The organism is Nonomuraea sp. B208, assembly GCF_057536035.1.
Map to the genome: position 1 here is coordinate 41,276 of NZ_BAAJOU010000025.1, position 24,018 is coordinate 65,293.

Genomic DNA, 24,018 nt, shown 5'->3' on the forward strand with positions numbered 1-24,018 from the left:
CGCCCCTAGCTCCGGCCGCCCGCCTCGACGCGCTCGCGGAGCGCGTCGAGGCGGTTCATGGCCGGGGTGGCGGTGATGCCGTGCAGGACGACCGAGACCACCACGGTGAAGGCGGTCACCGCCCACAGCTCCTCCGCGGGCACGCCGAAGTCGGCGTGGCCCAGCGCGTACGCCAGATAGAACAGCGACCCGATCCCCCGGATGCCGAAGAACGAGATCACCCCCCGCTCCCGTGGCCCGGCCGGGCCGCGGAGCTGGGAGAGCCAGCCGGCCAGCGGGCGGATCACCAGGAGCAGCAGCAGGCCGACGGCGGCGCCGCCCCAGGTGAGCGGGGCCAGGCCGCCGGCCGCCACGAAGCCGCCGAGCAGGAGCAGCAGCCAGGCGGTGAAGAGCCGTTCGAGCTGCTCGACGAAGCCGTGCAGGACGCTGTTGTAGCCGTGGCCGTGCTCGACCCTGCGGATGGCGCAGGCGGTGACGAACACGGCGATGAAGCCGTAGCCGCCGGCCAGCTCGGTCACCCCGTAGGCGAGGAGGGTGGCGGCCAGCGCCACGAAGCCGTCGCGGCGCTCGGCCAGGCGCAGCTCCTCCGCCGGCGAGTGGAAGGTGAGCCGGCCGATCAGGCGGCCGATGAGCAGGCCGCAGACCACGCCGGCGACCACCCGGTAGAGCACGTCGGTCAGCGCCCATTCGCCCAGCCAGCCCGTGCCGCCGACGGTGGCGAGGGCGATGGCGGCGTACACGAAGGGGAAGGCGAGGCCGTCGTTCAGCCCGGCCTCGGAGGTGAGGGCGAAGCGGACCTCGTCGTCGGCGTTCTCGGCGTCGACCGGCTCGCCCACGCTGACGTCGGAGGCGAGCACCGGGTCGGTCGGCGCGAGCACCGCCCCGAGCAGCAGCGCGGCGGCGAGCGGCCAGCCGAGGATGCCCGTCGCGGCGGCGGCGACCCCGGCGACGGTCAGCGGCATGGCCCAGCCGAGCAGCCGCCACGTGCTCGACCAGCTCCGTAACCCGGCCGCCCGGTTGAGCGCCAGCCCGGCGCCCATGAGCGAGACCAGCACGCAGATCTCGGTGACGTGCTCGACGGCGGTCCGGTGGACGACGGGGTCGGGCTCGGGGAGCCCGAACGGCAGCAGGTACAGCGCCATGCCGGCGAGCAGGTACACGAGGGGAAGCGAGAGCGCCCGGCGGGCCAGCAGGCCGGGCAGGACGGCGGCGAGCAGCGCGGCGGCACCCGCGAGGGCCAGGACAAGATCAGGGGAGGACATCAGCCGGGTCACTTCCCTGCCCGGCCGCGGACAGTCGTGCCGTGGCCGCGACCTTTTTATCCAACCTTGGGGTGGCTGATCCTTCGCCGAAGACATGGGCTGTGATGTCCTGGCCAGCGGGGGAGGGGCGTGAAGACACGTTTGGGGCATTCGCTCCGCAGCCGGCTGGCACTGTACGCCGCCATCATCATGCTGCTGCTGAACGTGGTGGTCAGCGCGTTCGTGCTGTGGGGCGTCCGGAGCCAGGCGGCGACCATCCACGGCCACGAGACGGCGAGCAGGGCCCTGTTCGTGCTCATCCTCCTCAAACGAAACAGGCTCGGCGCGACCCTGCCGGCCAACGGCCTCGACGGCATCCAGGTGCTCGACCCGGCCGGCCGGCCGATCTCCTCGACCCCCAACCTGGTCGGGCAGCCCCGGCAGACGGATCTGGTCCCCCGCGCGAACATGGCCAGCGACGTCGCCGATCAGGTCTGCGACCTGCCCGCCTTCCCCGGCTCCTGCAAGACGGTGGTCGGGCTGGTCGCCTATCAGCCAGAAGGCGACTACGACATCCTCGCTTTCTCTCCTTCCGTCCCCTGGTACGTCAGTCCGCAGACCGTCATCTTCCAGGTGTGCATGACGGCGCTGCTGGTCGCGCTGGCCTATTTCGGGGTCTTCCACATCGTGGCCAAGGCGCTCGCCCCGGTGAGTGCCATCACGAGGAGGCTGGCCGACATCACGGCGAGCGGCGGCGGCGCCATGCGCCTGCCCGTCCCGCAGCACGACGACGAGATCAGGGACCTCGCCGTGACCGGCAACCACATGCTGGAGCGGCTGGAGAAGGCGAGACACCAGCAGGAGCTCGCGATGGAGCGGCAGCGCAGGTTCGCCACCGACGCCTCACACGACCTGCGCAGCCCGATCACCGCCATGCGCACCCAGGTCGAGGACGCGCTGCTCCACCCCGAGGACACCGACTGGCCGGAGACCGGACGTGAGGTGCTGACCAGCCTCGACCGGCTCCAGGGCATCGTCGGCGACCTGCTCACTCTCACCAAGCTGGACGCGGGCGCGCCCTCATCCCGGGAGCCGGTGGACCTCGGCGAGCTGGTCGCCGCCGAGACCGTCCGGCCCCGCGCCAAGCAGGTGATCACCAGCCTGCGGCCGGGCGTCGTCGTCAGCGGCGACCCGCTCCAGCTCGTCCGCCTGCTCACCAACCTGCTGGACAACGCAGAACGGCACGCCGAGCGGAAGATCCTCGTCACCGTGCGGCAGCAGGACGGGGAGGCCGTGCTGGAGGTGCTGGACGACGGCGCGGGCATCGCGCCCGAGCACCGCGAGATGGTCTTCCAGCGCTTCACCCGCCTCGACGCCTCCCGCAGCAGGGACACGGGGGGCACCGGGCTCGGCCTGCCGATCGCCCGCGAGATCGCCCGGACGCACGGCGGCACGCTGACGATCGAGGACTCCGACGCGGGCGCCCGCTTCGTGCTGCGGCTGCCGGCTCTCAGAGGGCGATGACCACCTTGCCGAACGGGCGCTCTTCCGCGTAGTGGCGGAAGGCCGCGACGGCCTCCTCGAACCCGAACACCCGGTCCACCACCGGCCGCATCCCGCCCGCCTCGATGGCCCGGTTCATCGCCTCGAACTGGGCCCGGCTGCCCACCGCGAGCGGCCGTACCCGCGCGCCGGCCCCGAACAGCGCCCGCGGATCCAGCACGGGCGGCTCCCCGCCGAGGAACCCGACCAGCGCCACCTCCCCCGATATCGCCACCGCGCGGAGCGCGCGCGGCAGGTCGCCCACCACGTCGACGACCCGGTCCACGCCCCGCCCGCCGTCCGTGAGCGCGCGTACCCGCTCGGGCCAGTCGCCGTCGCCGCGGACCACCACCTCGTCCACGCCCAGCGCGCGCAGCCGCCCGGCCTTGGCGGCGTCGCCGGTGGTGGCGAGGACCCGCGCGCCGAGCAGCTTGGCGAGCTGGGCCGCGAACAGCGACACGCCGCCGGTGCCGAGCGTCAGCACGGTGTCGCCGGCCCGTACGCCGTCCAGCGCGTGCCAGGCGGTCACCGCGGCGCACGGCAGCGTCGCGGTCTCGGCGTAGGACAGGTGGGCGGGCACCGGCACGAGGGCGCTCTCCGGCAGGACCACCTTCTGGGCGAGCCAGCCGTCCAGCGAGCCGCCGAGCTGCGGGAAGTGCTCAGGCCGGCCGAACGGCCCGTCCAGCCAGTACGGGAACAGCCCGGCCGTCACCCGGTCGCCGATCCGCGCCCGCCGCACCCCCGGCCCGAGCTCCACCACCTCACCCGCGCCGTCCGACACCGGCACGAGGTCGTCCTTGACCGGCAGGACGTACTCGCCCCGCAGCACCAGCAGCTCCCGATAGCCGAGCGTGACCGCCCGCACCGCCACCAGCACCTCGCCGGGCCCGGGGACGGGCTCCGGCTCCTCGCGCAGCTCCAGCCCGTCGATCCCGGCCCCGCTGCGCGCGCGCCAGCCGAGCATCCGCCGTCTCGTCGTCGTGCCGGTCGTCGTGCCGGTCGTCGTGCCGGTCGTCGTGCCGGTCGTCGTGCCGGTCGTCGTGTCGGTCATGGGCCGATCCTGGGGTGACCGCGCGGTCCTGGACAATTCCCCGCGGGGAATGACGCGGCCCCGCCCGTTCACCGGGCGGGGCCGTCGAGAACGCGCTCTCTCAGGAGCGGGACCACTTCTGGTTGGCGCCGCCGCCGCAGTCCCAGATCTGCAGGCGGGTGCCGTTGGCCGAGCTCACGTCGGTCGCGTCGAGGCACCTGCCCGACTGCGGGTTGACGATCTGGCCGTTGCCGGAGTTGTACGTCCACTTCTGGGCGCCGGTGCCGTTGCAGTCGTAGAGCTGCACCTTCGCGCCGTTGGCCGTGGAGCCGCCGGTGACGTCCATGCACTTGCCGAGCGCGCGCACCGAGCCGTCGGCGTTCCACGACCAGTTCTGGGCGCCCGTGCCGTTGCAGTCCCAGAGCTGGACGGCGGTGCCGTTGGCGGTGGCGGCTCCCGCCACGTCGACGCACTTGCCGCCGATGCCGGTGATGCGGCCGCCGGTGCCGGTGTCGGTGGGCGGGGCGTAGACGCGGACGTAGTCGACGGTCATCGTCTGCGGGAACGTGGTGGTCGCGTCGGGGTAGCCGGGCCAGTTGCCGCCGACCGCGACGTTCATGATCATGAAGAACGGGTGGTCGAAGACCCAGCGGTTGCCGCCGAGGTCGGCGGGGGTGCGCCGCTGGTACTCCACGCCGTCCACGTACCAGACGATCAGGTTGGGCGACCAGTCGACGGCGAAGGTGTGGAAGGCGTCGGCGAACGCGCCGCCGATCGTGTAGCCCGCGCCGATGCCGCCCCCGCCGGAGTAGCCGGGGCCGTGGATGGTGCCGTGGACGGTTTTCGGCTCGCGGCCGATGTTCTCCATGATGTCGATCTCGCCGCTGTTGGGCCAGCCGACCGAGCCGATGTCGTTGCCCAGCATCCAGAAGGCCGGCCAGATGCCCTGGCCCCTGGGGAGCTTCATGCGGGCCTCGAAGCGGCCGTAGGCACGGGTGAAGGTGGCGGAGGTGAGCAGCCGGGCCGAGGTGTACTGGCAGGTGCCGTAGTGGCACTGGTAGTTGGCCGGGTTCTCGCGGCGGGCGGTGATGACCAGGTTGCCCGAGCCGTCGAGGGCGGCGTTGCGGGTGCTGTCGGTGTAGTACTGCTGCTCGTTGTTGCCCCAGCCGCCGCCGCCGATGTCGAAGCGCCACTTGGCGGCGTTCACGGCGCTGCCGGCGGCTCCGTCGAACTCGTCGGACCAGACCAGCGGGCCGGGGGCGGGGGCGGCGCTCGCGGTGCCGGCCAGGGGCACGAGCAGGGCGAGCACCGAGACGAGCGCGGCGCCGACGGCGAGCAACGTGCGGGGTGTTCGGGGGGTGCGGATCATTCGGGTTACCTCATCGGATCCACGAGTCGTGATTTTACGGAAACCTTCCGGCAATCTCACCGTCCCTGTCAAGAGAGCGCTCTCACTGCGAGACCGGACTTCGCTTCGAAGTAGCAACCGTTAGGACATCGCCCCGAAATAATCCGTTCAGAGACTGGCGATTCCGTGCAGAAGTGGCAGGAGGGGCTGTTGTGGACATCGATCACAAGAGCATGGAGGCCGCCGGCAAGGCGATCCACGACGAGGGCGGCGAGTTCGCCAGGGCCGTCAGCCTGGACCGCTCGGCGGTGGAGACCCTCAGGGCCTACCTCGGCGAGGACGAGGCGGCGCTGATCTTCCGCAGGGGCAAGGACGGCCACCCCGGCTACGACGCCGCGCAGAGGGACCTGTTCACCGCCCTGGACAACCTCACCAAGTCGTACGAGGCCATCGGCGCGGCCGTCACGGCCATGAGCAAGAACGTCAAGACCGCCGACTGGGCCAGCATGGTCGACAAGAACGCCTTCGTGCACGACCTGGTGGAGTTCGGCAAGCAGCAGCCGAAGGACCTCGCCGTGCCCACCACACCGGTCGAGCTGGCCTGACGACCGGCGAGGAAGGGGACGGGCATGGCCCTGGGGCTCGGAGCGAAGGTCGCGCTGACCGGCATGGCCGGGGCCGGAGCCGCGGGCGTGCTGGCGCCCGAGGTGCTGTTCGGCATCTCGTACCTGGACGGCGACCCGAAGAAGATCCGCGAGCTGGCCGACGCGCTGGACGACGTCGCCGACGACATCGACAAGCACTTCCGCGAGGCCAACGCGGCCGCCGAGAAGGTCTGGAAGACCAGCGAGGACCCGGCGGTCGAGGAGTTCAAGAAGTTCTGGACCACCCAGTACGGCCCGGCCGTGCTCGCGGTCTCGCTCAAGCACCGGAACGTGGCCAACGCCTGCCGCGCCTACGCCGACACGATCGAGAAGATCAATCACGCCCTGCACGTGCTGTGCTGGATCCTGACGGTGGACATGATGTACACCATCGGCTACCAGGTGGTCACCTGGAAGATCCTCCAGGCGATCATGAAGCGGAAGGCGCTGGTCCTCAAGTACACCGCCAACCGGTTCGTCGTCATGCTGCTGCCGCTGTTCGCGTACATGCTGGCCGACAGCGCCGCGTACGCGACCGGCGAGGTCGTCCTGCCCCTGGGGATCAACTACCTGGGCGGCGTCAAGAAGGACCTGTCGGGCAACGACGTCAGATCGGCCGGCTACAACCTCGACGCCTTCCGCGAGCACTTCGTCGCGAACATGGCCTTCGACACGGTGGCCGAGGGCAGCACGGCGCTCATGGCGAAGGTGCCCGGCCTGCGGAACGTCGCCACCCACGTCAAGCTGCCGAACGGCACCGAGCTGAACACCGGCAGCTTCCTGCCCCGGATGGCGTCCTCCGTCACGTACTCGATGACGATGGACGCGCAGCACGGGGACAACCCGCTGCCCGGCGCGGAGCACGGCCTGACCAAGGAGGAGATGTACCAGAAGTTCCTCATCCACGGCACGCGCAGCCTCATCGCGCGCCCGTGACGAGGCTGCGGCTATCGGCGGCGCCGATCGCCCTGGGCGGGAGGCCGGTCGCCGTCGAGGTAGGGCCGTGTCACCTCCATGAGCCGTCGCGCCGCGTCGTCGGTCGCGCGCCGCGACAGCTCCATGATCGCGCCCGCCAGCTCCTGCGACCCCAGCCGCATCGCCCTGGGGTCGAGGTGCAGGCCGAGGAGCTGCCCCGAGGACGAGACGCGCACCTTGATCTTGCCGTCCGCGCTCTCGGCCTGTCCCACCACGTCACCGACCTTGCCGATGACCTCGGAGAACTCCTGAGAACTCGCCTGGAGCTCCGCCATGAGGCGGTCGAGCTCCGGATCGCCGCTGCGGAGATCGCGCTGAATCATGCGCCAGTTCTGCCACAAAACTCACATAAGGCGCAATACCTAACAAAAGACACAGCAGATCAGGGGACGCGGAGCACGATCTTGCCCCGGTTGCGTCCCCGCTCGCCGCGCGCGTGCGCCTCGGCGGCCTCCGCGAGCGGGAAGACCTCCTCGACCTCGACGTTCAGCTCGCCCTTGTCGATCAGCTCGGCGATCCTGGTCAGCGCCGCGCCGTCCGGCTCGACCAGGATGCCGGTGGCGCGCACGCCGCGTTCGCGGGCGCGCTCGACCAGCTCGGGCTGCACGCCCGACGGCACCGCGATGAGCAGCCCGCCCGGCCGCAGCACCTCCAGCGAACGGGTGCTCGTCCGGTCGTGGGAGTCGCCGACGAGGTCGAGGACCACGTCCACGTCGCGTACGACCTCCTCGAACCTGGTCGTGGTGTAGTCGATCGTCTCGTCCACGCCCAGCGAGCGCAGCCAGTCGTGCCGGGCGGCGCTGGCGGTGCCGATCACGTACGCGCCCGCGTGCCGGGCGAGCTGCACCGCCAGATGGCCGACGCCGCCCGCCGCCGCGTGGACCAGCACCCGCTGCCCGCTGCTCAGCGCGGCGGTGTCGACGAGAGCCTGCCAGGCGGTGAGCGCGGCCAGCGGGGTCCCGGCGGCGGCCTCGTGGCCGAAGGCGCGCGGCTTGCGGGCGAAGTGGCGGGCGGGCGCGGTGACGTACTCCGCGTAGGCCCCCGCCTGGCGCGGGAACCACGGCATGCCGAACACCTCGTCCCCCGGCTCGAAGATCGTCACGCCGAACCCGGTCTCCTCGACCACGCCGGAGACGTCCCAGCCCAGGATGAACGGCGGCTCCCCCAGCACCCCGGCCATGCCGCCGCCCTGGCGGGTCTTCCAGTCGACGGGGTTCACGCCGGCGGCGTGCACCCGTACGAGGATTTCGGTGGGCAGCGGGGCCGGTCGCGGCACCTCGGCGAGGCGCAGCACCTCCGGGCCGCCGAAGGAGTCCTGAACGATCGCATGCATGGTGGATGACATGCAGGCGACGCTACCCAAAGGAGGGTAGTAACTAGCAAGGGACACTACTATCCTTTGGGAAGTAATCACCCATGAAGGAAAGGACCAGGTCATGGCGCTGACCTGCCGCTCCGGCCTGCACGACCGGCACGACGTCTACGCCGCGCAGTGCCCCTGCCGGGACGTCCTCGATCTGCTGGCCAACAAGTGGTCCGCCCTCGCCGTCGGCGCGCTGGAGGAGGGGCCGCAGCGGTTCGGCGCGCTGCAGCGCCGCCTGGAGGGCGTGAGCCCCAAGGTGCTCACCCAGACCCTGCGCCGCCTGGAGGAGAACGGGTTCGTCGACCGGACGATCTACCCGGCGGTCCCGCTGCACGTCGAGTACGCGCTCACCGACCTCGGCCGCGGCGTGGCCGGCCCCCTCGGCCTGCTGCGCTCCTGGGTGGAGCAGCACCTCGACGAGATCCACGCCGCGCGCGCCGACGCGGGTGGCCACGGGTAGCGTGGCCACCCTTCCATCAACCTGGTGTGCGCTACTTCCTGGCGAACACCCCGAACTCGTCCGCGTTGTCGGCGGTGACCAGCTCGCAGTCGATCGACTGCTTCTCCTCCTTGCCCGTCTTGCCGGTCTTGATGAACTGGTCGGCCTGGTCGACGGCGCTGATGGCGCCGAGCGCGGCGGGCTGCAGCGCGGTGGCGTGCATCTCACCGGCCTTGATCGCGGCGATCGCGTCGGGGCTGCCGTCGAAGCCGACGACCGTGACCTTGTCCAGCAGACCGGCGGCCTTGAGCGCGGCGACCGCGCCGAGGGCCATGGTGTCGTTGCCGGCGATCACGCCCTGGATGTCGCGGTTCTTCTGGATGATGGTCTCCATCTTGGTGAACGCCTCCTGCTGGTCCCAGTTGGCGCTCTCCTTGGCGACCTGCTTCAGGTCCGGATACTGCGAGATGACGTCGGCGAAGCCCTTGGAACGCACGCTGGCGTTGGTGTCGGACTCCTTGCCGACCAGCTCGACGTAGTTGCCCTTGTTCTTCATGGCCTCGACGAACGACTGCGCGGCGAGCTGCGCGCCCTGGGCGTTGTTGGAGACGATCTGCGCCTTGGCGATGCCGGTGGCGTTGATCTCCCGGTCGATCAGGAAGACGGGGATGCCGCCGTCGGTCGCCTTGCGCACCGGGCCGATGGAGGCGTCCGCGCCGGCGTTGTCCAGGATGATCGCCTTGGCCTGGCGGGAGATCGCCGCGTCGATCAGCTCGCTCTGCTTGTTGGGGTCGTCATCGTGGGAGGCCACGGACGTCTGGTAGCCGAGCTTCTCCGCCTGGGCCTTGGCGGCGTCGGCCTCGGCCTTGAAGAACGGGTTGTCGTGCGAGGGCGTGATGATCGCGATCAGCCCGCCGGCCGCGCTCGCGCCGCCGCTCGCGGACGCGCTGGTGGCAGGCTGCTCGCCGCCGCTCCCTCCGCAGGCGGTCAGCGCGGCGCAGCCGATGGTCAGGGACAGGGCCATGGTGAGCACACGGCGCATGGTGGTTCTCCTTCGGGGGGTGGTGCTGTCTAGTCGTGGTGCTTGGTCGCGGCGACCGCCGCGGCGGCGGCCCCACGGCGCTTGAATCGCTGCTGGCCCTGGTCGAGCATGACGGCGAGGATGATCACGGCGCCCTTGATGAGGATCTGCCAGAACGTCGACACGCCCAGGATCACCAGGCCGTCGGCGAGGAAGCCGATGACGAACGCGCCGACCAGGGTGCCGCGCACGGTGCCCCGGCCGCCGCTGAGCGCCGCGCCGCCGATGACGACCGCGGCGATGGCGTTCAGCTCGTACGTCTCCCCCGCCTGCGGCGCGGCCGAGGTCAGCTCGGAGGCGATGATGAGCCCGGCCACGGCGGCGCACGCGCCGGAGATGACGTACACCAGGGTCTTGACCCGCCGGATCGGCACGCCGGACAGGTCGGCGGCCCGCTCGTTGCCGCCCGTGGCGTAGAGCCAGCGGCCGAACGGCGACTTGGCGAGCAGCAGGGTCGCCGCCACCGCCAGCGCGATCATGATCCAGATCGAGGTGGGCAGGCCGAGCGGACGGCCGCTGCCGAGCAGGCCGAAGCCGGTGTTGCCGAGGGCGGGGTTGCCGGCCAGATTGGGATAGGTGGCGCCGTCGGAGATGAGCATCGCCGCGCCGCGGGCCACGTACAGCATGCCGAGCGTCGCGATGAACGGCGCGACGTTGAAGCGGGTGACGAGCAGCCCGTTGAGCGCGCCGACGGCCATGCCGACCGTCACGCACACCACGATCACCACCCACACCGGCGGATAGGCGATCACGCCGCCGACGTGCAGGCCGCCCAGCAGCTCGCCCGCGACCACGCCGGACAGCCCGACGATGGAGCCGACCGACAGGTCGATGCCGCCCTTGAGTATGACCAGCAGCATGCCGAGCGCGATGACCGCGTTGATGGCGACGTGCTTGGTCATCGTGATCAGGTTCGGGACGGTCAGGAACGCGTCCGACAGCAGGGCGAAGACGACGATGAGCACGGCGAGCGCGATGAACGCGCGCGCCTCGAAGGCCACGTTGAGCAGCGACAGGCGGCGGGCGCGGGCGGCGGCCTCCCGCTCCGGGGGCGCGGCGGTGGCGGTCGCCGTCATGACGCGCCGTCCCGTTCTTCGGCCTGGGTACCGCCGTCGGACACGCGCATGAGTTCCTCCCGGGTCAGCTCGCCGCGCCGAAACTCGCCGACGAGGGCGCCGCGGGCGAGCACGAGCAGCCGGTCGGGGATGTGCAGAGCCTCTTCGGCGTCGGATGTGGTGAAAAGGACGGCCAGCCCGCTCCTGGCCTGGGCCGCCATCAACTCGAAGATGTCGGCCTTGGCGCCGACGTCGACCCCGCGTGACGGCTCGTCGAGCAGCAGCACGCGCGGCTCGGTCAGCAGCGCCTTGCCGATGACCACCTTCTGCTGGTTGCCGCCGCTGAGCGAGCCGATGGCCGCCGCGTGGCCGCTGGTCTTGACGGTGACGTCGGTGATCGCGCGGGTGACCGCGGCTCGCTCGCGCGGCTGCGACACGAACAGGCCGCGGACGTACGAGCCGAGCGCCGCGAGTGACAGGTTCTGCCCCACCGACATGGTCTGGACGAGGCCGTCACGCTGGCGGTCCTCGGGCACCAGCACCACGCCGCGCTCGATGCGCTCGCGGATGCCGGGCCCCTCCAGGGGTGTCCCGGCCAGCAGGATCTCGCCGGACACCGGCCGGAGCCGGCCCGCGACCGCCTCCAGCAGCTCGGTGCGGCCCGCGCCCATCAGGCCGTAGACGCCGACGATCTCGCCCGCGCGCACGGCGAGCGACAGCCCGTCCACGGCGAGCCGGTCGGGGACGGCCGGGTCGGCGACCGTGAGGCCGCGCACGGTCAGCGCCTCCTCGCCGAGCACGGGCTCGCGGTCGGGGAAGAGGGTGTCCTGGTCGCGGCCGACCATCTGCTCGACGATCCAGCGGATGTCCACCTCGTCCGCCCTGGCGGTGGCGACGAGCGCGCCGTCACGCAGCACCACGACGTCGTCGGCGATGTCGAGCGCCTCGTCGAGGTGGTGGGAGATGTAGACGACGGCCACGCCCGCGGCGGTCAGCTCCCTGATCACCTTGAACAGCACCTCGACCTCGGGCGCGGTCAGCGCGGAGGTCGGCTCGTCCATGATCAGGACGCGCGCCTCCTGGAGCAGGGCGCGGGCGATCTCCACGAGCTGCTGCTGGCCCAGCCGCAGGTCGCCGACCAGCTCGTCCGGGTCGGTGTGCTCCTCCAGCCGGTCGAGCACGGCCCGGGTGGCCGCGCGCTGCGCCTTGCGATCGACGGTGCCGAACCCGGTGCGGACCTCGCGGGCCAGGAACAGGTTGTCGGTGACGCTGAGGTTCGGGCACAGGCTCAGCTCCTGGTGGATGATGGCGATGCCCAGGTCGGCGGCGTGCCGGGAGGACTGGAGCCGGACGGCCCGCCCGTCCAGCTCGACGTGACCCGTGGTGGGCCGCTCGATGCCGGCCAGGATCTTCATCAGCGTGGACTTTCCGGCCCCGTTCTCGCCGAACAGCGCGGTCACGCGGCCCGCGGTGACGGGGAAGTCGACGCCTCTGAGCGCGTGGGTGCCGCCGTAGACCTTGGTGACCTCGCAGGCCCGCAGCACGGGAGCGTTCATGAGATCGCCACCGGGGTGATGGTCACGGTCTGCGGGGTGAGCAGCGTGAACGCGCCGGTGAAGGTGATCTCCTTGCCGTCCAGGGCGGCGACGTCGAGGCCGTTCAGCAGCTTGCCGCGCAGCTCGTTGTTCAGCGCGGTGGCGGCGTCCGCGTACTCGACCTGGTTCGTGAACTGGCCGAAGGTGATGAAGCCTGCGGCGTCGCGCAGCGCCGTGCCGTTGATGGCCGGGCCGATCTGCAGCGACACCTTCGTGTCGGCGGGCAGGCCCTCGACCGTGACGGGCAGCAGGCCGGAGCGCGCCTTGCCCGCGGTGCCCGTGCCCTTGACGGCGAAGCTGTACGGGCCGGTGCCCTGGCGTTTGCCGTACTTCTGGCCGGCGGCCTCCTTGTCGTCGGCCAGGGCCTTGAGCAGGACCGGCAGGTCGACGGCGGACTGCTCGATGGCGGGCACCACTTTGGCCTGGTAGTTCTGGGCGCCGAAGGCGGCCGGGTCGAACTTCGCGGGCGCCGCGGCGGCGGCCGTCTCGGCGGTGCGGTACTCGGTGTCGACCGCCATGAGCACGATCAGCAGGGCGACCAGTGCGGCGGCGATCCACCGGGCCGGGACGCGCCGGCGGGCGGCCGGCGCCGATGCGGTCATGTGACTTCTCCTTCCTGCGAGGGCCCGGAGTGCTCGGGACGGGCCTGACGGACGGCCGCGTGCCAGGCGGCCTTCCTTCTGGCGCGCCCGGCCTCGTCGATGGCGGGCCGGTAGGTGTCGGCGGGCCGGTGCCTGGCCTCCAGGCGGTCGAGGGTCCAGAGCTTGGCGGCGAGCCCGGCGGCGTCGGCCGCGCCCAGCGCGGACAGGTCGTGCTCGCCGCTGCGGGCGACGATCCGCCCGCTGAGGTCGGCCTGCAGGCGCATGAGCCGGGCGCTGCGGGTGAGCCCGCCGTCCGCCATGAGGACGCGGACCCGTCCGGTCGCCGCCTCGACGGCGGCCACGACGTCCTCGACCTGGAAGGCCACGGCCTCCAGTGCGGCGGCCACCAGCTGCGCCCGCCGGGTGCCCAGCGAGAAGCCGGTGATGACGGGCGTCGCGTCCGGGTCCCACCAGGGGGCGCCGAGGCCGCCGAAGGCGGGCACGAAGTGCGTCCCGCCGGTGTCCGCGTCCTCCGCCTCGGCCAGCAGGGTCTCGGCGGGCGCGTCCAGCAGGTCCGCCAGCCAGGAGATCGCGCGGCCGGTGGCCCGGATGTTGCCCTCGACGGCCGGCACCGGGCCGTCGCCGAGGTCCCACGCGATGCTGCGGCACAGCCCGGGCGCGTCCCCGCCGCCGACCGCCATCACCGATGAACCGGTCCCGTAGGTGGCCTTGACCACCCCGGGCCGCCAGCCGGCGTGGGCGAACATCGCGGCGTGCGAGTCGCCCAGCACCGCCAGCACCGGCGTCCCGTCGGGCAGCGGCGCCAGGTCGCGGACGCCGGGGAACGGCCCGGTCGAGGCCGTCACCCGGGGCAGCACCTCGGCCGGCACGCCGAACAGCTCCAGCAGCCGTTCGTCCCACTGCCCGGTCCCGATGTCGAGGAGCTGGGTGCGGGAGGCGTTGCCGACCTCGATGACGTGCTCGCCGCCGAAGCGGCTGAGCAGCCAGGAATCAATCGTGCCGAGGCAGAGCCCGCGCCGCCCGTACGTGTCGAGCAGCCAGCGGGCCTTCAGCGCGGAGAACATCGGGTCCAGCGGCAGGCCGCTGACCGAGCGGACCAGCTCGGCCGAGCCGGCCAGCTCGTGGCAGCGGTCGGCGGTGCGCTGGTCCTGCCAGCTCAGCAGCGGCCCGGCGGGCTCGCCGGTGCGCCGGTCCCACAGGACCAGGGACTCGCGCTGGTTGCTGATCCCGACACCGGCGACCCGGTGGGCGTGCTCGGGGGCGACGCAGGCGGCGACCGCTCGCCGCACGCTCTGCCACAGCTCCGCGGGGTCCTGCTCGACCCAGCCCGGCCGCGGCTGGGCCTCGGCGAGCGGGACGGCCGCGCGGGAGACGACCCGGCCGTCCTCATCGACCAGGAGCGCCTTGGTGGAGCTGGTGCCCTGGTCGATGGCGAGGATGAGCGGGCTAGCCATGGCTGAGCAGGCTCCGCGCCGAGGCGGCGATGCCCTCCGGGGACATGCCGTAGCGGTCGAGCAGGAAGGCGGCCGACCCGGTGGGGGCGAACTCGGGGACGCCGAGGATGGCGACCCTGGCGGGGTGGTGCTGGACGACGGTCTCGGCGACGGCGCCTCCGAGACCGCCGGCGATGGTCGACTCCTCGACGGTGACGATGCCCGCGGTCTCCCGCGCGGCCGCTACGACCGCCTCCGTGTCGAGCGGCTTGACCGTCGGCATCGACAGCACCCGTGCCGAGACGCCCTCGGCCTCCAGCTGCTCGGCGGCGACCAGCGCCCGCCACAGCACGGTGCCGTTGGCGATCAGCGTCACGTCGCCGCCCTCGCGCAGCGTCACCGCCCGGCCGGGGACGAAGGTGTAGTCGTCGGCGTTGACCTGCGGCACGCTCATCCTGCTGACCCGGACGAACACCGGCCCCTCCACCTCGGCCGCCCAGCGCAGCGCGGCGCTGGTCTCGATCGGGTCGGCGGGGACGATGACGGTCAGGTTGTCGATGGCCCGCAGCCAGGCGATGTCCTCGATGGAGTGGTGGGTGGCGCCCAGCTCGCCGTAGGCCAGGCCGGGGCTCATGCCGCACAGCTTGACGTTGTGGTTGGAGTAGGCGACGTCGGCCTTGATCTGCTCCAAGGCCCGGGCGGTGAGGAAGCAGGAGGCCGCGGAGACGAACGGGATCCGGCCGCCGTTGGCCAGGCCGGCGGCCACGCCGACCATGTCCTGCTCGGCGATGCCGACGTTGATCAGCCGGTCGGGGAAGGACGTGCGGAAGCCGGCGAGCTTGCTGGAGCCGACCGAGTCGTTGACCACGCCGACGATCCGGTGGTCCTCGTGCGCCAGCTCCGACAGGGTCGCGACGTAGGCGTCCCGGCAGTCGAAGCGGGGCAGGTCGGCGACCGAGGTCATGCCTTGTCCTCCAGTTCGGTGAGCGCCTGCTGATACTCGGCCTCGTTCGGCACCTTGTGGTGCCAGGCGACGTTGTCGCTCATGAACGAGATCGGGTGGCCCTTGTGCGTGTGGGCGATCACGAAGGTCGGCTTGCCGGGCCGCAGCGGCACCGACGACAGCACGTCCAGCAGCTCGCCGTGGTCGTGCCCGTCGACCTCGGTCACGGCGAAGCCGAACGCGGCCGCCTTGTCGTGCAGCGGGTCGAGGTCGTTGGTCTCCTCGACGGTGGCGCCCTGCTGCAGCCGGTTGCGGTCGACGATCACGGTCAGCCGGTCGAGCTGGTGCTGGGAGGCCGCCATCATCGCCTCCCAGTTGCTGCCCTCCTGCAGCTCGCCGTCGCCGACCAGCACGTACGTCCGGCGCGGTGAGCCGTCCAGCTTGGCCGACAGCGCGTGCCCGACCGCGACCGGCAGCCCGTGCCCGAGCGGCCCGGTGTTGGCCTCGACGGCCGCGACCTTCGTCCGGCTGGGATGGCCGTTGAGCGCCGACAGCGGCTGCAGGAACGTCGCCAGCTCGGCCACCGGCAGATAGCCGAACGCGGCCAGCGTCGTGTACAAAGCCCCTGCGACGTGGCCCTTGCTCAGGATGAACCGGTCGCGTTCCGGGTCGGCGACCCGCTCGGGGCTGAGGTCGAGCACCGCGCCGTACAAGGTGGCCAGGATGTCGATGGCCGAGAAGTCGCCGCCGATGTGGCCCGCCCTGGCGTGGTGGACGAGCTTGAGGTCCTGGATGCGGATCTGCCGGGCGGCCTCGGCCAGGTGCGCGACCTGCTCGGCGCGGCTCGCGTGCGGGCCGAGCCGCTCGAAGACGGGCAGGCCGACGTGCTCGTGCACGGCCAGCTCGGTCATGCCTCCTCCAGCCCGGCCATCGAGGTGAGCAGCGCGTTCTGGACGAGCCGCTGCGCCGCCAGCGCGTCGTGCGCGGCCTGGGCGGCGGCGAGCGCGTCGTCGTCGAGGACGTCGAGCGCGCGGTGCACCGCCTTGAGGAAGCGGATCGCCTGCTTGGCGGCCTGGACGCTGTCCTCGCGGAAGGGGAACTGGTCGAGCTGCCAGACGCCGTCCCAGTTGTTGCGGCGCAGGGTGTGGAAGAACTCGAACGTCTCCACCAGGTGCACCGAGCCGACCACCATGTCGTCGTCCCAGCCGCGCATGTTGTCGTTGACGTCGATGGCGAACAGCCGGCCGTGGTCGATGGCGAGCTGCGCGGCGTCGGCCGGGGTCTCCTGGCCGTAGAGCGAGTGGCCGAAGTCGAGCAGGATGCCGAGGTTGGGCAGGCCGATGCGCTCGATGCCGAGCAGCGTGCGGGCCACGCTCGGGAAGATGATCTTCACGCGGGGCTCGCGCGGCTTGTACTCGATCACATAGTTGATCTCAGGGTGGGCGGAGCACAGCTCCGTCAGGCCGTCCAGTGCGAGCTGCCAGATGTCGTGGTAGTTCACCTGGAACGGGTAGTCCCAGCCGTCCTGGCCCGGCCACAGCTTCACGTACGAGCAGCCCAGCTCCAAGGCCACCTCGGTGGCGTCGTGCATCAACGCGATCGCCTTCTTGCGCACGGCGGGGTCGGGGTTGGTGAACGAGCCCTTGACGAAGTCGCGCGTGTAGATCTCGGGCGTGATCGCGATGGCCTTCAGGTCGTTCTTGGCCAGCGCCGCCTTGACGTCGTCCAGGCTGCCGTCGAACCCGACGAACGGCCAGTTCAGGTCCACCACCGACAGCTCGCCCACCGCGCCGGCGCGGTCGATCTGCTCCAGCAGCCCGACCGGTGGACCGTACCCGTCGGTGGCGTAACGGTCCTTGTAGGTGGCGAAGTGCCAGATCCCGGCACCGAAGGTCGGCATGCCCGTCACGTCGATCACTCCTTGTTGAGCAGGTCGTGGTGTCCCGGCGGTCAGCACGCGGCACATCACCACGGTCCATTGCATATTTATGCTCTAACGCATAATCTTCCGTTCCCGTAGGGTGGCTGATCCGTGAGGTGGCTGTCAATAACTTCTCGCCACCTCCTCCACCCGACTGTGAGGATGACGTAGCGTGCGCGAAACAATCAGCCGTCGCCGCGGCGGCGCGGGGAACGACCCGTCCGATGGAAAATGTTGGGCGAGGAGTCTTCGCGGTGGCGAGAAGGGCGGATCCTGATGGCTGTGCACGCGAGCGGCGTCGGCCGGTCCGGCCCCGAAGGGCGGGTGCGGCTGATCACCAAGGTCGCGCACATGTACCACGAGCGCGGCATCCGCCAGGCCGACATCGCCGACGCCCTGCACATCTCGCAGACGAAGGTGTCCCGGCTGCTCAAGCGGGCCGGCGAGATCGGCATCGTACGAACCGTCGTCGTGGTCTCCCAGGGCGTGCACCTGACGCTCGAACAGGCGCTGGAGGACCGCTACGGGTTACGGGAGGCGGTCGTCGTCGACGTCGACGGCGACGAGTCGGAGATCCTCGCCGGCATCGGCTCGGCCGGGGCGGCCTACCTCGAGTCGACCCTCGCCGGCGGCGAGCGCATCGGCATCTCGCCGTGGAGCCAGACGCTCCTGTCCGTCGCCGACCGGCTCCGCCCGCTGCGGGTGGCCGGCGCCGATCGCGTGGTCCAGCTCGTCGGCGGCGTCGGCGAGCGCACCGTCCAGGCCAAGGCCAACCGGCTCCTCGGCCACCTCGCCGAGCTGGTCGGCGCCGAGCCGATCTACGTCCAGGCGCCCGGCCTGGTCGGCACCGCCGAGATCAGCCAGAGCCTGGTCGGCGACGCCGCCATGCGCGCGGTGACCGAGGAGTGGCAGAGCCTGACGATGGCGCTGGTCGGCATCGGCAGCGTGCAGCCCTCGCCGCTGCTGCGCGACAGCGGCAACGCCCTCGCCGCCACCGACCAGGACAAACTCATCGCCGCCCACGCGGTCGGCGACGTCTGCCAGCGCTTCTTCGACGCGACCGGCGAGCTGATCCACAGCGACCTCAACAGCCGGGTCGTCGGCATCGACCCCAAGGTCTTCCGCTCGATCCCGCGCCGCATCGGGATGGCGGGCGGCGAGCGCAAGCACGCCGCCATCCGAGCGGCGATCAGCGGCGGCTGGGTCAACGTCATCATCACCGACGTCGCCACGGCCCGCGCCCTGCTCGACGAGCCGGACGACGCCTGATCTCCCAGGACTGCCGCCCGCCCTGGCGGCGGGGAAGCCGGCTCTCCCGCCGCCCGCCCTGCTGGTTCCCGGACAGCCCGCCGTCAGAGCCTGGTCCTCGGACCGCCGCGGCGCACGCCGCGCGCGCCGACACGGGCCGCCCGCCGGAGGCGTGAGAGGATCGTCGCCGTGTCACGCCTGCTGATCGTGCACCACACCGCCTCGCCCACGCTCCAGGAGCTCTTCACCGCCGTGCGCGACGGCGCCACGACCGACGAGGTCGAAGGCGTGGAGGTGGTCACCCGGGCGGCGCTGCGGGCCACCGCCGTCGACGTGTTCGAGGCCGACGGGATCGTCCTGGGCACGCCCGCCAACATCGGCTACATGAGCGGCGCGCTCAAGCACTTCTTCGACACCGTCTACTACCCGTGCCTGGAGGAGACGCGGCGGATGCCGTACGGGCTGTACGTCCACGGCAACAACGACACGACCGGGGCCGTGCGCGCCGTCGAGTCGATCGCGGCCGGGCTCGGGTGGGAGCGGGTCGTCCGGCCGGTCACGGTGACGGGGCCGCCGGGCAAGGACGACCTCGCGGCCTGCTGGGAACTCGGCGCCACCCTCGCCGCGACCATCAGCCCCACGTAGGGCGCGTCATCGGGTGGCCGCCAGGTCGGCGAGTCCGGCCCGTACGTCGGGGAACGAGCCGTCGCCGAACAGGACCCGCGCCGCCAGCGCCCGCCCGGCCCGGTTGCGCAGCAGCCCCACCGCCGCCTCGGCCGCCGCGGCCGTCCGTACGCCGGCGAGCGCCCGCCGCAGCAGCAGCCGCCCCCGGAACCGCGCCCGCAGCACGCCCCCGTCGTACCGTCGCAGCACCTCCTGGTCGCCGGTCCGCAGGTATCCCGCCACGACGGCCGCCGCCAGCTCCGACAGGCGCAGGCACGGGTCCAGCCCCCCGGCCGTCAGCGGCGACACCGCGCCCGCCGCGTCCCCGACGAGCAGCCCGGCCGGGCAGGCCAGCCGCCGCAGCACCCCGCCCACCGGGATCGGCCCGCCCCGCCGCTCGACCGGCCCGGCCGGCGGCGCGTGCCCCGGCGCGCCGTCCGCCAGGAAGGCGTCCAGCAGGTGCCGTACCCCGGCGCGCATCGCGCCCGGATCCCCCGCGACGCCGACGTGCGCCTGCCGCCCGTCGTCCACCACCCACCCGAGGTAGCCGGGCGCGACCCGCGGATCCAGCACGCAGTGGAACGCCGGGCCGTCCGTCCCCGGCGCGATCGGGTGCACCAGCTCGGCGCCGACCAGGAACCGCCGGTTGACGTCGAGGCCGAGGTCACGGGCCACGTGCGAGCGGGCGCCGTCCGCGCCGACCACGAACCGCGCCGCTACCGGCTCCGCCCCCTCCAGGGTCACGACGCCCGACCGCGCCCCGACGTACCGGACACCGGGGACGACCTCCGCCCCGGCGGCCTCCGCCGCGCGGCGCGCGTACCGGTAGACGCCCGGCATGTCGGCCACGCGGTACTCGTCCCGATCGCTGGTGAGCCGGACCGGCGAGCGCCGCGACGGCGGGTACAGCAGCACGTCCCGGATGCCCGGCCCGAGCAGGTGCTCGGGCAGGTCGAAGTCGTCGAGGGTACGGCGGACGAAGATCCCCGTCGTCCGGATCCCCGAGTCCGGCGACCTGCGCCGGTCGATCACCAGCACGTCCAGATCGCGCCGGGCGAGCAGCCGGGCGGTGTGCAGACCGGCCAGCCCCGCCCCCACCACCAGTACGTCCACTCTTCGCATATCTCGCAAGGTAGGCGCGCTCCCGCGCCGGGACGGCGGTCTGCACGGTATCCGCCCGGCACCCTCACCCCTTCTCCGCATTCACCACAAATGCGCGGCCAGCTCGCGCCACTGCCGCCGACGCGGCGGCCCAAGCCGACCGGCTGCTCACCCTCGGGCTGACCGGAGTGCGCCCGGGAGCAGCACCAGACCTCAGCCGGCGGGCGCGACGAAGCAGAACTCGTTGCCCTCGGGATCGGCCATGACCTGGAACGCCCCCTGATCGTCCACGACCTGCTCGCCGATCGGCTCGGCGCCGAGCCGTACCGCGGCAGTGACGGCCGGCCCGATCGCCTCGACCTCGATGTCCAGATGCAGCCGGTTCTTCACCGCCTTGCCCTCGGCGACCGGCTGGAACGCGAGCCGTACGCCGCCGGGCGGCTCCACGTGCGCCCACCCCCGCGCCCGGTGCACCGGCTCCCCGCCCAGCAGCGCCGCCCAGAACCCCACCAGGTTCGCCGGATCCCGGCAGTCCACCACAATCTGGCTCACACGCATGACCGCCAGCGTAGCGATCATCCGCGGCCGAACCTGCGCGCGATCCGCGCCATCAACCGCGACAGACGCGAAGGAAGGGCGTCAGGTTCGGGAACGGTGACGGGACGGACGCGCCCGTTGTGGATGGCGCCGATCCTCCATCCGGCGTCCGTCCGCACCATGACGACGGTCTGCCGGGACAGCCGCCGCTTGGGGAGAGCGGACCGCCACGGCATCAGGACGGAGGCCGTGCCGTGCACGACCGCCACGTCAGGGGTGAGGTAGCGGATCGACTCCAGCTCGCCGACCAGCGCCGAGCCGGCCAGGACGCCGCGGAAGAGCGTGTCGTGGTTGCGCTGGTGCTCGTGCCGGCCGCGGGCGATGGTGCCGTCGTAGGAGACGTAGTCGGAGTCGTCGGTGAACAGCGCCCCGAACGCCTCCGCGTCCCCCGCCGTCCAGGCGGCCTTGAAGTCGGCGAAGAGCCGCTCGATCCGCTCGGTGTCGCGACTGGTGGACCCTTCGGCGAGGGCAGGTGTACGCATGATGCCTCCTCGGCTGATATCGTTCTTTCGATCAACGAAATGTACGATAACAGAAAGATTCGAATGTCGAAACGTCAACTCATCGGGGAGATCGCCATGCAGCTCCGGCTGCTGCAGCAGAGCTTCGACGCCTTCGACGAAGCCGCCGCCGCCCGGCTCGCACTGAACCGCACCGACCTGCGCTGCCTCGACGGCGTGCTGACCGACGGCCCGGTGACGGCAGGCCAGATCAGTGCCGCGCTCAAGCTCAGCCCGGCGGCCACCACCACGGTCATCGACCGGCTGGAGCGCGCGGGCATGGTGACCCGTTCCCCCGATCCGGACAACCGCCGCCGCGTCCTCGTCACAGCGACCGACGCCGCCCGTACGGTCGAGTCCGAGATCTTCGCCCCGGTCGGCCTGGCGGGCGCCCAGGCGCTCCAGCGGTACGGCCCGGACGAGCTCGCCGTCATCCTCGACTTCCTGCGCACCGCCCGGGCCGTCCAGGAGGACCAGGCCACCCGCCTCAGAAGCTCTTCATGAACGGGCGACGCCGGGACCCGGCGTCGGCGAACACCCCGAGGTGCCTGCGCAGCTCGTCCACCGCCTGCCTGCCGATGGTCGTAACGGCCGCCGTGCCGGTTTCAGCTTGTTGAGCGCCGACCCGCAGTGGGAGGCCGCGGTCGCCGTGCCGCTGGCGCACCCGCAGGCACCCCCGGTACCCCAGCGTCCGCAGGGCTTGAGGGGGTGGAAGACCGCGGCTACCGGGACCTGTGCACGTGAATCACGCACACATGGTGAAAAGGCGGCTGATGCTCTGCCCGGGTTCTTCCCCCTCGGTGTGGAGGACCGTCGTCGCAAGAGCCTCGTTCCCCGGGTCGTGCACCCACTGACGGAGGAAGTCGTGCCCGTCCCGGCTGATCCAGTCGGTCCCCTTCGTGGCGAGACTGCGCTGCCGCAGGATCTGGACGGACCGTTCGCGGTCGGAGGAGGGCAGTACGAGCACCACATGATCGACAGGGCGAAGCGCGAGCCGAACCCGCTCGAACAACTCGGACCGCGTGTAGTGGCTGTGCCCGGCTCCGAGGGAGACGATCGCGCCCGGATGGTCGGCCATCATGCGCTCCACGGCATGAGCACGCGCGGGTTCCCACTCCCGCTCGGCCTCGACCCTGCCCACGGCCTGGATCCGGTCACGCAGCCGATCCATGCTCCATCCGACCTCGGCGTAATAGACCTCGCCGAGCGCGTCCACATCGACGAACTCTCTTCCTGTGGCTGAGGCCAGTCCCTCCCCCAGCGTGGTCTTTCCTGCTGCGGCCGGACCGATGAGAACCATCCACGGGGCTGTACGCATTCCTCCATCCTGGCGGCCCGCGACAGGTTGCCATGCTCCGGCACCGTGACAGCGCTCGCCATCATGGCCCTGTTCGGCGCGACAGGCGAGATCGGCCCCATACGCGTGCGCTCCCCCGCCCCATGGACTCCCCGACGACTTCGGCATGCGACGAACCACTCCGCCGGGTGGCCGTACACCGCACACCCGCCCCTGAACCGACCGAAAGTATGATCCCGGCCCCCACAGCCCCTGCTTCCGACCGGTGCCGTCACCTCGCGTGGCTCTCCAGGATGAAGCCCCATGCCACGCGAAGACCTCCCCCAAAACTCGCACCCCCAGGTCCCGGCCGACCGGCAACCCGAGAGCGCCGCGCCCTCCTCGGGCCGCCCTCGGATCATCGCGCTCGACGTGCTGCGCGGCTTCGCGCTGTGCGAGATCCTGCTCGCCAACATCCAGCTCATGGCCACCGGCGGCTCCGCCGTCGCGGTGCAACCCATGGGCGACTGGGACCCCTGGCTCGGGCTGCCGATCTTCTCCCTGCTGTTCGGCATCGGCTTCGCGCTGCTGCTGGACTCCGCCGCGAGCCGCGTCCCTCGCCCACGCCTGGTCCTGCTGCGCCGGCTCGGGGCGCTGCTCGCGATCGGTCTCGTACACATGCTGCTGTGGCCGGGCGAGATCCTGACCGACTACGCCGTCGTCGGCATGCTGGTGCTGCTGCCCTCGACCTGGCTGCCGCGCTGGGCCACGGCCGGCCTCGCCGCCGTACTCATCCCGGCGGCGCTGGTCCTCGGCGGGGGCGGCCCCTTGCTGATCGCCGGCCTGTTCCTGCTGGGCGCGACACTGGTCCGCTACGGGGTGATCGGCCAGATCGAGCGCTCCACCCGCGGCCCGCTCCTGCTGGGCCTGGCGTTCGCGGCGGGACTGGCCGCCGCTCTGTGGGCCCAGGCGAGCATGCGGGCCGTGGGGGCCACGACGTACCTGCCCGCCGTGACCACCCTGGCCGATCTGCTGCTCGTCGGCGTGTACGTGTGCGGCATGCTGATCCTGCTCAGAACCCCGCTGCGACCGGCGCTGCGCTTCGTCTTCGCACCACTGGGCCGGATGGCGCTGACCGGCTACCTGACCGCCACGCTCCTCGTTCTCCTGGCCGCGCGCGTCCTCGGCCTGCCGATCGGCGAGTCCTTGACGACGGCGTACTGGACCGCCGGAGCCATCCTCGCCGCCCAGTGGCTGTTCTGCACGCTCTGGCTCCGCCACTACCGCCAGGGCCCCGTCGAGTGGCTCTGGCGCTGGGCCACCTGGACGCACCGCCCACCCCTCAGCCGGGACGGGAGGGCATAGTGAGTGATCCATGCCCCGAACCGGACAACCGGCCGTTCACCGAACAAGGAGCGAAC

The 24,018-nt window shown here is 71.9% G+C and carries 25 protein-coding genes; 8 read left to right on the forward strand and 17 right to left on the reverse strand.

Annotated features, from left to right (window positions below):
* Window positions 1-5: 5 nt before the first annotated feature.
* Window positions 6-1,262 (reverse strand): cation:proton antiporter, encoded by a 1,257-nt coding sequence (locus AC27IY_RS28075; protein ID WP_449946537.1) that lies wholly within the window; start codon window positions 1,260-1,262, stop codon window positions 6-8.
* Between the two features lie 129 nt (window positions 1,263-1,391).
* Between AC27IY_RS28075 and AC27IY_RS28080 the strand changes: the two genes are divergently transcribed.
* Entirely contained in the window at window positions 1,392-2,765 is a 1,374-nt protein-coding gene (locus AC27IY_RS28080) for a sensor histidine kinase (RefSeq protein ID WP_487179742.1), read from the forward strand.
* Here AC27IY_RS28080 and AC27IY_RS28085 read toward each other — a convergent pair.
* Together AC27IY_RS28085 and AC27IY_RS28090 are read right to left on the reverse strand one after the other, a co-directional pair.
* Window positions 2,752-3,834, reverse strand: coding sequence for a zinc-dependent alcohol dehydrogenase family protein (locus AC27IY_RS28085; protein WP_487179743.1), 1,083 nt, complete (start codon window positions 3,832-3,834; stop codon window positions 2,752-2,754). The genes AC27IY_RS28080 and AC27IY_RS28085 overlap by 14 nt on opposite strands.
* A 100-nt stretch (window positions 3,835-3,934) precedes the next feature.
* Window positions 3,935-5,182, reverse strand: coding sequence for an RICIN domain-containing protein (locus AC27IY_RS28090; RefSeq protein ID WP_487179744.1), 1,248 nt, complete (start codon window positions 5,180-5,182; stop codon window positions 3,935-3,937).
* Between the two features lie 191 nt (window positions 5,183-5,373).
* Here AC27IY_RS28090 and AC27IY_RS28095 point away from each other — a divergent pair, with 191 nt between their 5' ends.
* A complete protein-coding gene (locus AC27IY_RS28095) occupies window positions 5,374-5,766 on the forward strand; it encodes a hypothetical protein (RefSeq protein ID WP_449946545.1) in 393 nt (130 codons plus the stop codon).
* Window positions 5,767-5,790: 24 nt separating this feature from the next.
* Window positions 5,791-6,741, forward strand: a complete 951-nt coding sequence (locus AC27IY_RS28100) for a WXG100-like domain-containing protein (protein WP_423451037.1) — start codon at window positions 5,791-5,793, stop codon at window positions 6,739-6,741.
* 11 nt (window positions 6,742-6,752) lie between these two features.
* Here the strand turns inward: AC27IY_RS28100 and AC27IY_RS28105 are convergent, their stop codons facing one another.
* Both AC27IY_RS28105 and AC27IY_RS28110 read right to left on the reverse strand, forming a co-directional pair.
* A complete protein-coding gene (locus AC27IY_RS28105; RefSeq protein ID WP_487179745.1) occupies window positions 6,753-7,103 on the reverse strand; it encodes a YbaB/EbfC family nucleoid-associated protein in 351 nt (116 codons plus the stop codon).
* Between the two features lie 59 nt (window positions 7,104-7,162).
* A complete protein-coding gene (locus tag AC27IY_RS28110; RefSeq protein ID WP_487179746.1) occupies window positions 7,163-8,125 on the reverse strand; it encodes an NADP-dependent oxidoreductase in 963 nt (320 codons plus the stop codon).
* Window positions 8,126-8,216: 91 nt separating this feature from the next.
* On the opposite strand from AC27IY_RS28110, the gene AC27IY_RS28115 reads away from it, so the two are divergent.
* Window positions 8,217-8,603, forward strand: coding sequence for a winged helix-turn-helix transcriptional regulator (locus AC27IY_RS28115; protein WP_364462969.1), 387 nt, complete (start codon window positions 8,217-8,219; stop codon window positions 8,601-8,603).
* A gap of 31 nt (window positions 8,604-8,634) precedes the next feature.
* Here the strand turns inward: AC27IY_RS28115 and AC27IY_RS28120 are convergent, their stop codons facing one another.
* Genes AC27IY_RS28120 through AC27IY_RS28155 form a run of 8 tightly spaced genes read right to left on the reverse strand, consistent with a single transcriptional unit; the run spans window position 8,635 to window position 17,191 of the window.
* The gene (locus tag AC27IY_RS28120) at window positions 8,635-9,624 is read right to left on the reverse strand and encodes a D-ribose ABC transporter substrate-binding protein (protein WP_423477557.1); all 990 of its coding nucleotides are present in this window, start codon (window positions 9,622-9,624) and stop codon (window positions 8,635-8,637) included.
* A 29-nt stretch (window positions 9,625-9,653) separates the two neighbouring features.
* Window positions 9,654-10,739 (reverse strand): ABC transporter permease, encoded by a 1,086-nt coding sequence (locus tag AC27IY_RS28125; RefSeq protein ID WP_423451040.1) that lies wholly within the window; start codon window positions 10,737-10,739, stop codon window positions 9,654-9,656.
* The gene (locus AC27IY_RS28130) at window positions 10,736-12,274 is read right to left on the reverse strand and encodes a sugar ABC transporter ATP-binding protein (protein WP_487179747.1); all 1,539 of its coding nucleotides are present in this window, start codon (window positions 12,272-12,274) and stop codon (window positions 10,736-10,738) included. Before AC27IY_RS28130 ends, AC27IY_RS28125 begins: the two co-directional genes overlap by 4 nt.
* On the reverse strand, window positions 12,271-12,915 hold the full coding sequence (locus tag AC27IY_RS28135; RefSeq protein WP_364462961.1) for a DUF2291 family protein: 645 nt from the start codon (window positions 12,913-12,915) through the stop codon (window positions 12,271-12,273). Before AC27IY_RS28135 ends, AC27IY_RS28130 begins: the two co-directional genes overlap by 4 nt.
* Window positions 12,912-14,369, reverse strand: coding sequence for an FGGY family carbohydrate kinase (locus AC27IY_RS28140; RefSeq protein ID WP_487179748.1), 1,458 nt, complete (start codon window positions 14,367-14,369; stop codon window positions 12,912-12,914). Before AC27IY_RS28140 ends, AC27IY_RS28135 begins: the two co-directional genes overlap by 4 nt.
* Window positions 14,362-15,312, reverse strand: a complete 951-nt coding sequence (locus AC27IY_RS28145) for a transketolase family protein (RefSeq protein ID WP_487179749.1) — start codon at window positions 15,310-15,312, stop codon at window positions 14,362-14,364. Before AC27IY_RS28145 ends, AC27IY_RS28140 begins: the two co-directional genes overlap by 8 nt.
* The gene (locus tag AC27IY_RS28150) at window positions 15,309-16,202 is read right to left on the reverse strand and encodes a transketolase (RefSeq protein WP_487179750.1); all 894 of its coding nucleotides are present in this window, start codon (window positions 16,200-16,202) and stop codon (window positions 15,309-15,311) included. The genes AC27IY_RS28145 and AC27IY_RS28150 overlap by 4 nt, the downstream gene beginning before the upstream one ends.
* Window positions 16,199-17,191: a sugar phosphate isomerase/epimerase family protein gene (locus AC27IY_RS28155; RefSeq protein ID WP_344218090.1), complete on the reverse strand. Its 993-nt coding sequence runs from the start codon at window positions 17,189-17,191 to the stop codon at window positions 16,199-16,201. Before AC27IY_RS28155 ends, AC27IY_RS28150 begins: the two co-directional genes overlap by 4 nt.
* Before the next feature lie 297 nt (window positions 17,192-17,488).
* Between AC27IY_RS28155 and AC27IY_RS28160 the strand changes: the two genes are divergently transcribed.
* Complete coding sequence (locus AC27IY_RS28160) at window positions 17,489-18,481, forward strand: sugar-binding transcriptional regulator (RefSeq protein ID WP_423451044.1); 993 nt, start codon at window positions 17,489-17,491, stop codon at window positions 18,479-18,481.
* A 168-nt stretch (window positions 18,482-18,649) separates the two neighbouring features.
* Complete coding sequence (locus AC27IY_RS28165) at window positions 18,650-19,105, forward strand: flavodoxin family protein (RefSeq protein WP_487179751.1); 456 nt, start codon at window positions 18,650-18,652, stop codon at window positions 19,103-19,105.
* 6 nt (window positions 19,106-19,111) lie between these two features.
* Here AC27IY_RS28165 and AC27IY_RS28170 read toward each other — a convergent pair whose 3' ends face one another.
* From AC27IY_RS28170 to AC27IY_RS28180, 3 genes are all read right to left on the reverse strand, one after another.
* Window positions 19,112-20,245, reverse strand: coding sequence for an NAD(P)/FAD-dependent oxidoreductase (locus AC27IY_RS28170; RefSeq protein ID WP_487179752.1), 1,134 nt, complete (start codon window positions 20,243-20,245; stop codon window positions 19,112-19,114).
* Between the two features lie 192 nt (window positions 20,246-20,437).
* Window positions 20,438-20,782 (reverse strand): VOC family protein, encoded by a 345-nt coding sequence (locus AC27IY_RS28175; RefSeq protein WP_487179753.1) that lies wholly within the window; start codon window positions 20,780-20,782, stop codon window positions 20,438-20,440.
* A gap of 17 nt (window positions 20,783-20,799) precedes the next feature.
* Window positions 20,800-21,303: an SgcJ/EcaC family oxidoreductase gene (locus tag AC27IY_RS28180; protein WP_487179754.1), complete on the reverse strand. Its 504-nt coding sequence runs from the start codon at window positions 21,301-21,303 to the stop codon at window positions 20,800-20,802.
* Window positions 21,304-21,366: 63 nt separating this feature from the next.
* Here AC27IY_RS28180 and AC27IY_RS28185 point away from each other — a divergent pair, with 63 nt between their 5' ends.
* Window positions 21,367-21,825: a MarR family winged helix-turn-helix transcriptional regulator gene (locus AC27IY_RS28185; RefSeq protein WP_423477563.1), complete on the forward strand. Its 459-nt coding sequence runs from the start codon at window positions 21,367-21,369 to the stop codon at window positions 21,823-21,825.
* A gap of 241 nt (window positions 21,826-22,066) precedes the next feature.
* Here AC27IY_RS28185 and AC27IY_RS28190 read toward each other — a convergent pair whose 3' ends face one another.
* On the reverse strand, window positions 22,067-22,621 hold the full coding sequence (locus AC27IY_RS28190; protein WP_487179755.1) for a shikimate kinase: 555 nt from the start codon (window positions 22,619-22,621) through the stop codon (window positions 22,067-22,069).
* A 300-nt stretch (window positions 22,622-22,921) separates the two neighbouring features.
* Here AC27IY_RS28190 and AC27IY_RS28195 point away from each other — a divergent pair, with 300 nt between their 5' ends.
* Complete coding sequence (locus tag AC27IY_RS28195; RefSeq protein WP_487179756.1) at window positions 22,922-23,962, forward strand: DUF418 domain-containing protein; 1,041 nt, start codon at window positions 22,922-22,924, stop codon at window positions 23,960-23,962.
* The last annotated feature ends 56 nt before the right edge of the window (window positions 23,963-24,018 follow it).

Excerpts from the sequence above, each read along its gene's own strand:
- AC27IY_RS28075 (WP_449946537.1), bottom strand. The coding sequence starts at position 1,262 with ATGTCCTCCCCTGATCTTGTCCTGGCCCTCGCGGGTGCCGCCGCGCTG.
- AC27IY_RS28085 (WP_487179743.1), bottom strand. The coding sequence starts at position 3,834 with ATGACCGACACGACGACCGGCACGACGACCGGCACGACGACCGGCACG.
- AC27IY_RS28090 (WP_487179744.1), bottom strand. The coding sequence starts at position 5,182 with ATGATCCGCACCCCCCGAACACCCCGCACGTTGCTCGCCGTCGGCGCC.
- AC27IY_RS28100 (WP_423451037.1), top strand. The coding sequence starts at position 5,791 with ATGGCCCTGGGGCTCGGAGCGAAGGTCGCGCTGACCGGCATGGCCGGG.
- AC27IY_RS28105 (WP_487179745.1), bottom strand. The coding sequence starts at position 7,103 with ATGATTCAGCGCGATCTCCGCAGCGGCGATCCGGAGCTCGACCGCCTC.
- AC27IY_RS28110 (WP_487179746.1), bottom strand. The coding sequence starts at position 8,125 with ATGTCATCCACCATGCATGCGATCGTTCAGGACTCCTTCGGCGGCCCG.
- AC27IY_RS28115 (WP_364462969.1), top strand. The coding sequence starts at position 8,217 with ATGGCGCTGACCTGCCGCTCCGGCCTGCACGACCGGCACGACGTCTAC.
- AC27IY_RS28120 (WP_423477557.1), bottom strand. The coding sequence starts at position 9,624 with ATGCGCCGTGTGCTCACCATGGCCCTGTCCCTGACCATCGGCTGCGCC.
- AC27IY_RS28125 (WP_423451040.1), bottom strand. The coding sequence starts at position 10,739 with ATGACGGCGACCGCCACCGCCGCGCCCCCGGAGCGGGAGGCCGCCGCC.
- AC27IY_RS28130 (WP_487179747.1), bottom strand. The coding sequence starts at position 12,274 with ATGAACGCTCCCGTGCTGCGGGCCTGCGAGGTCACCAAGGTCTACGGC.
- AC27IY_RS28135 (WP_364462961.1), bottom strand. The coding sequence starts at position 12,915 with ATGACCGCATCGGCGCCGGCCGCCCGCCGGCGCGTCCCGGCCCGGTGG.
- AC27IY_RS28140 (WP_487179748.1), bottom strand. The coding sequence starts at position 14,369 with ATGGCTAGCCCGCTCATCCTCGCCATCGACCAGGGCACCAGCTCCACC.
- AC27IY_RS28145 (WP_487179749.1), bottom strand. The coding sequence starts at position 15,312 with ATGACCTCGGTCGCCGACCTGCCCCGCTTCGACTGCCGGGACGCCTAC.
- AC27IY_RS28150 (WP_487179750.1), bottom strand. The coding sequence starts at position 16,202 with ATGACCGAGCTGGCCGTGCACGAGCACGTCGGCCTGCCCGTCTTCGAG.
- AC27IY_RS28155 (WP_344218090.1), bottom strand. The coding sequence starts at position 17,191 with ATGCCGACCTTCGGTGCCGGGATCTGGCACTTCGCCACCTACAAGGAC.
- AC27IY_RS28160 (WP_423451044.1), top strand. The coding sequence starts at position 17,489 with ATGGCTGTGCACGCGAGCGGCGTCGGCCGGTCCGGCCCCGAAGGGCGG.
- AC27IY_RS28170 (WP_487179752.1), bottom strand. The coding sequence starts at position 20,245 with ATGCGAAGAGTGGACGTACTGGTGGTGGGGGCGGGGCTGGCCGGTCTG.
- AC27IY_RS28175 (WP_487179753.1), bottom strand. The coding sequence starts at position 20,782 with ATGCGTGTGAGCCAGATTGTGGTGGACTGCCGGGATCCGGCGAACCTG.
- AC27IY_RS28180 (WP_487179754.1), bottom strand. The coding sequence starts at position 21,303 with ATGCGTACACCTGCCCTCGCCGAAGGGTCCACCAGTCGCGACACCGAG.
- AC27IY_RS28185 (WP_423477563.1), top strand. The coding sequence starts at position 21,367 with ATGTCGAAACGTCAACTCATCGGGGAGATCGCCATGCAGCTCCGGCTG.
- AC27IY_RS28190 (WP_487179755.1), bottom strand. The coding sequence starts at position 22,621 with ATGGTTCTCATCGGTCCGGCCGCAGCAGGAAAGACCACGCTGGGGGAG.
- AC27IY_RS28195 (WP_487179756.1), top strand. The coding sequence starts at position 22,922 with ATGCCACGCGAAGACCTCCCCCAAAACTCGCACCCCCAGGTCCCGGCC.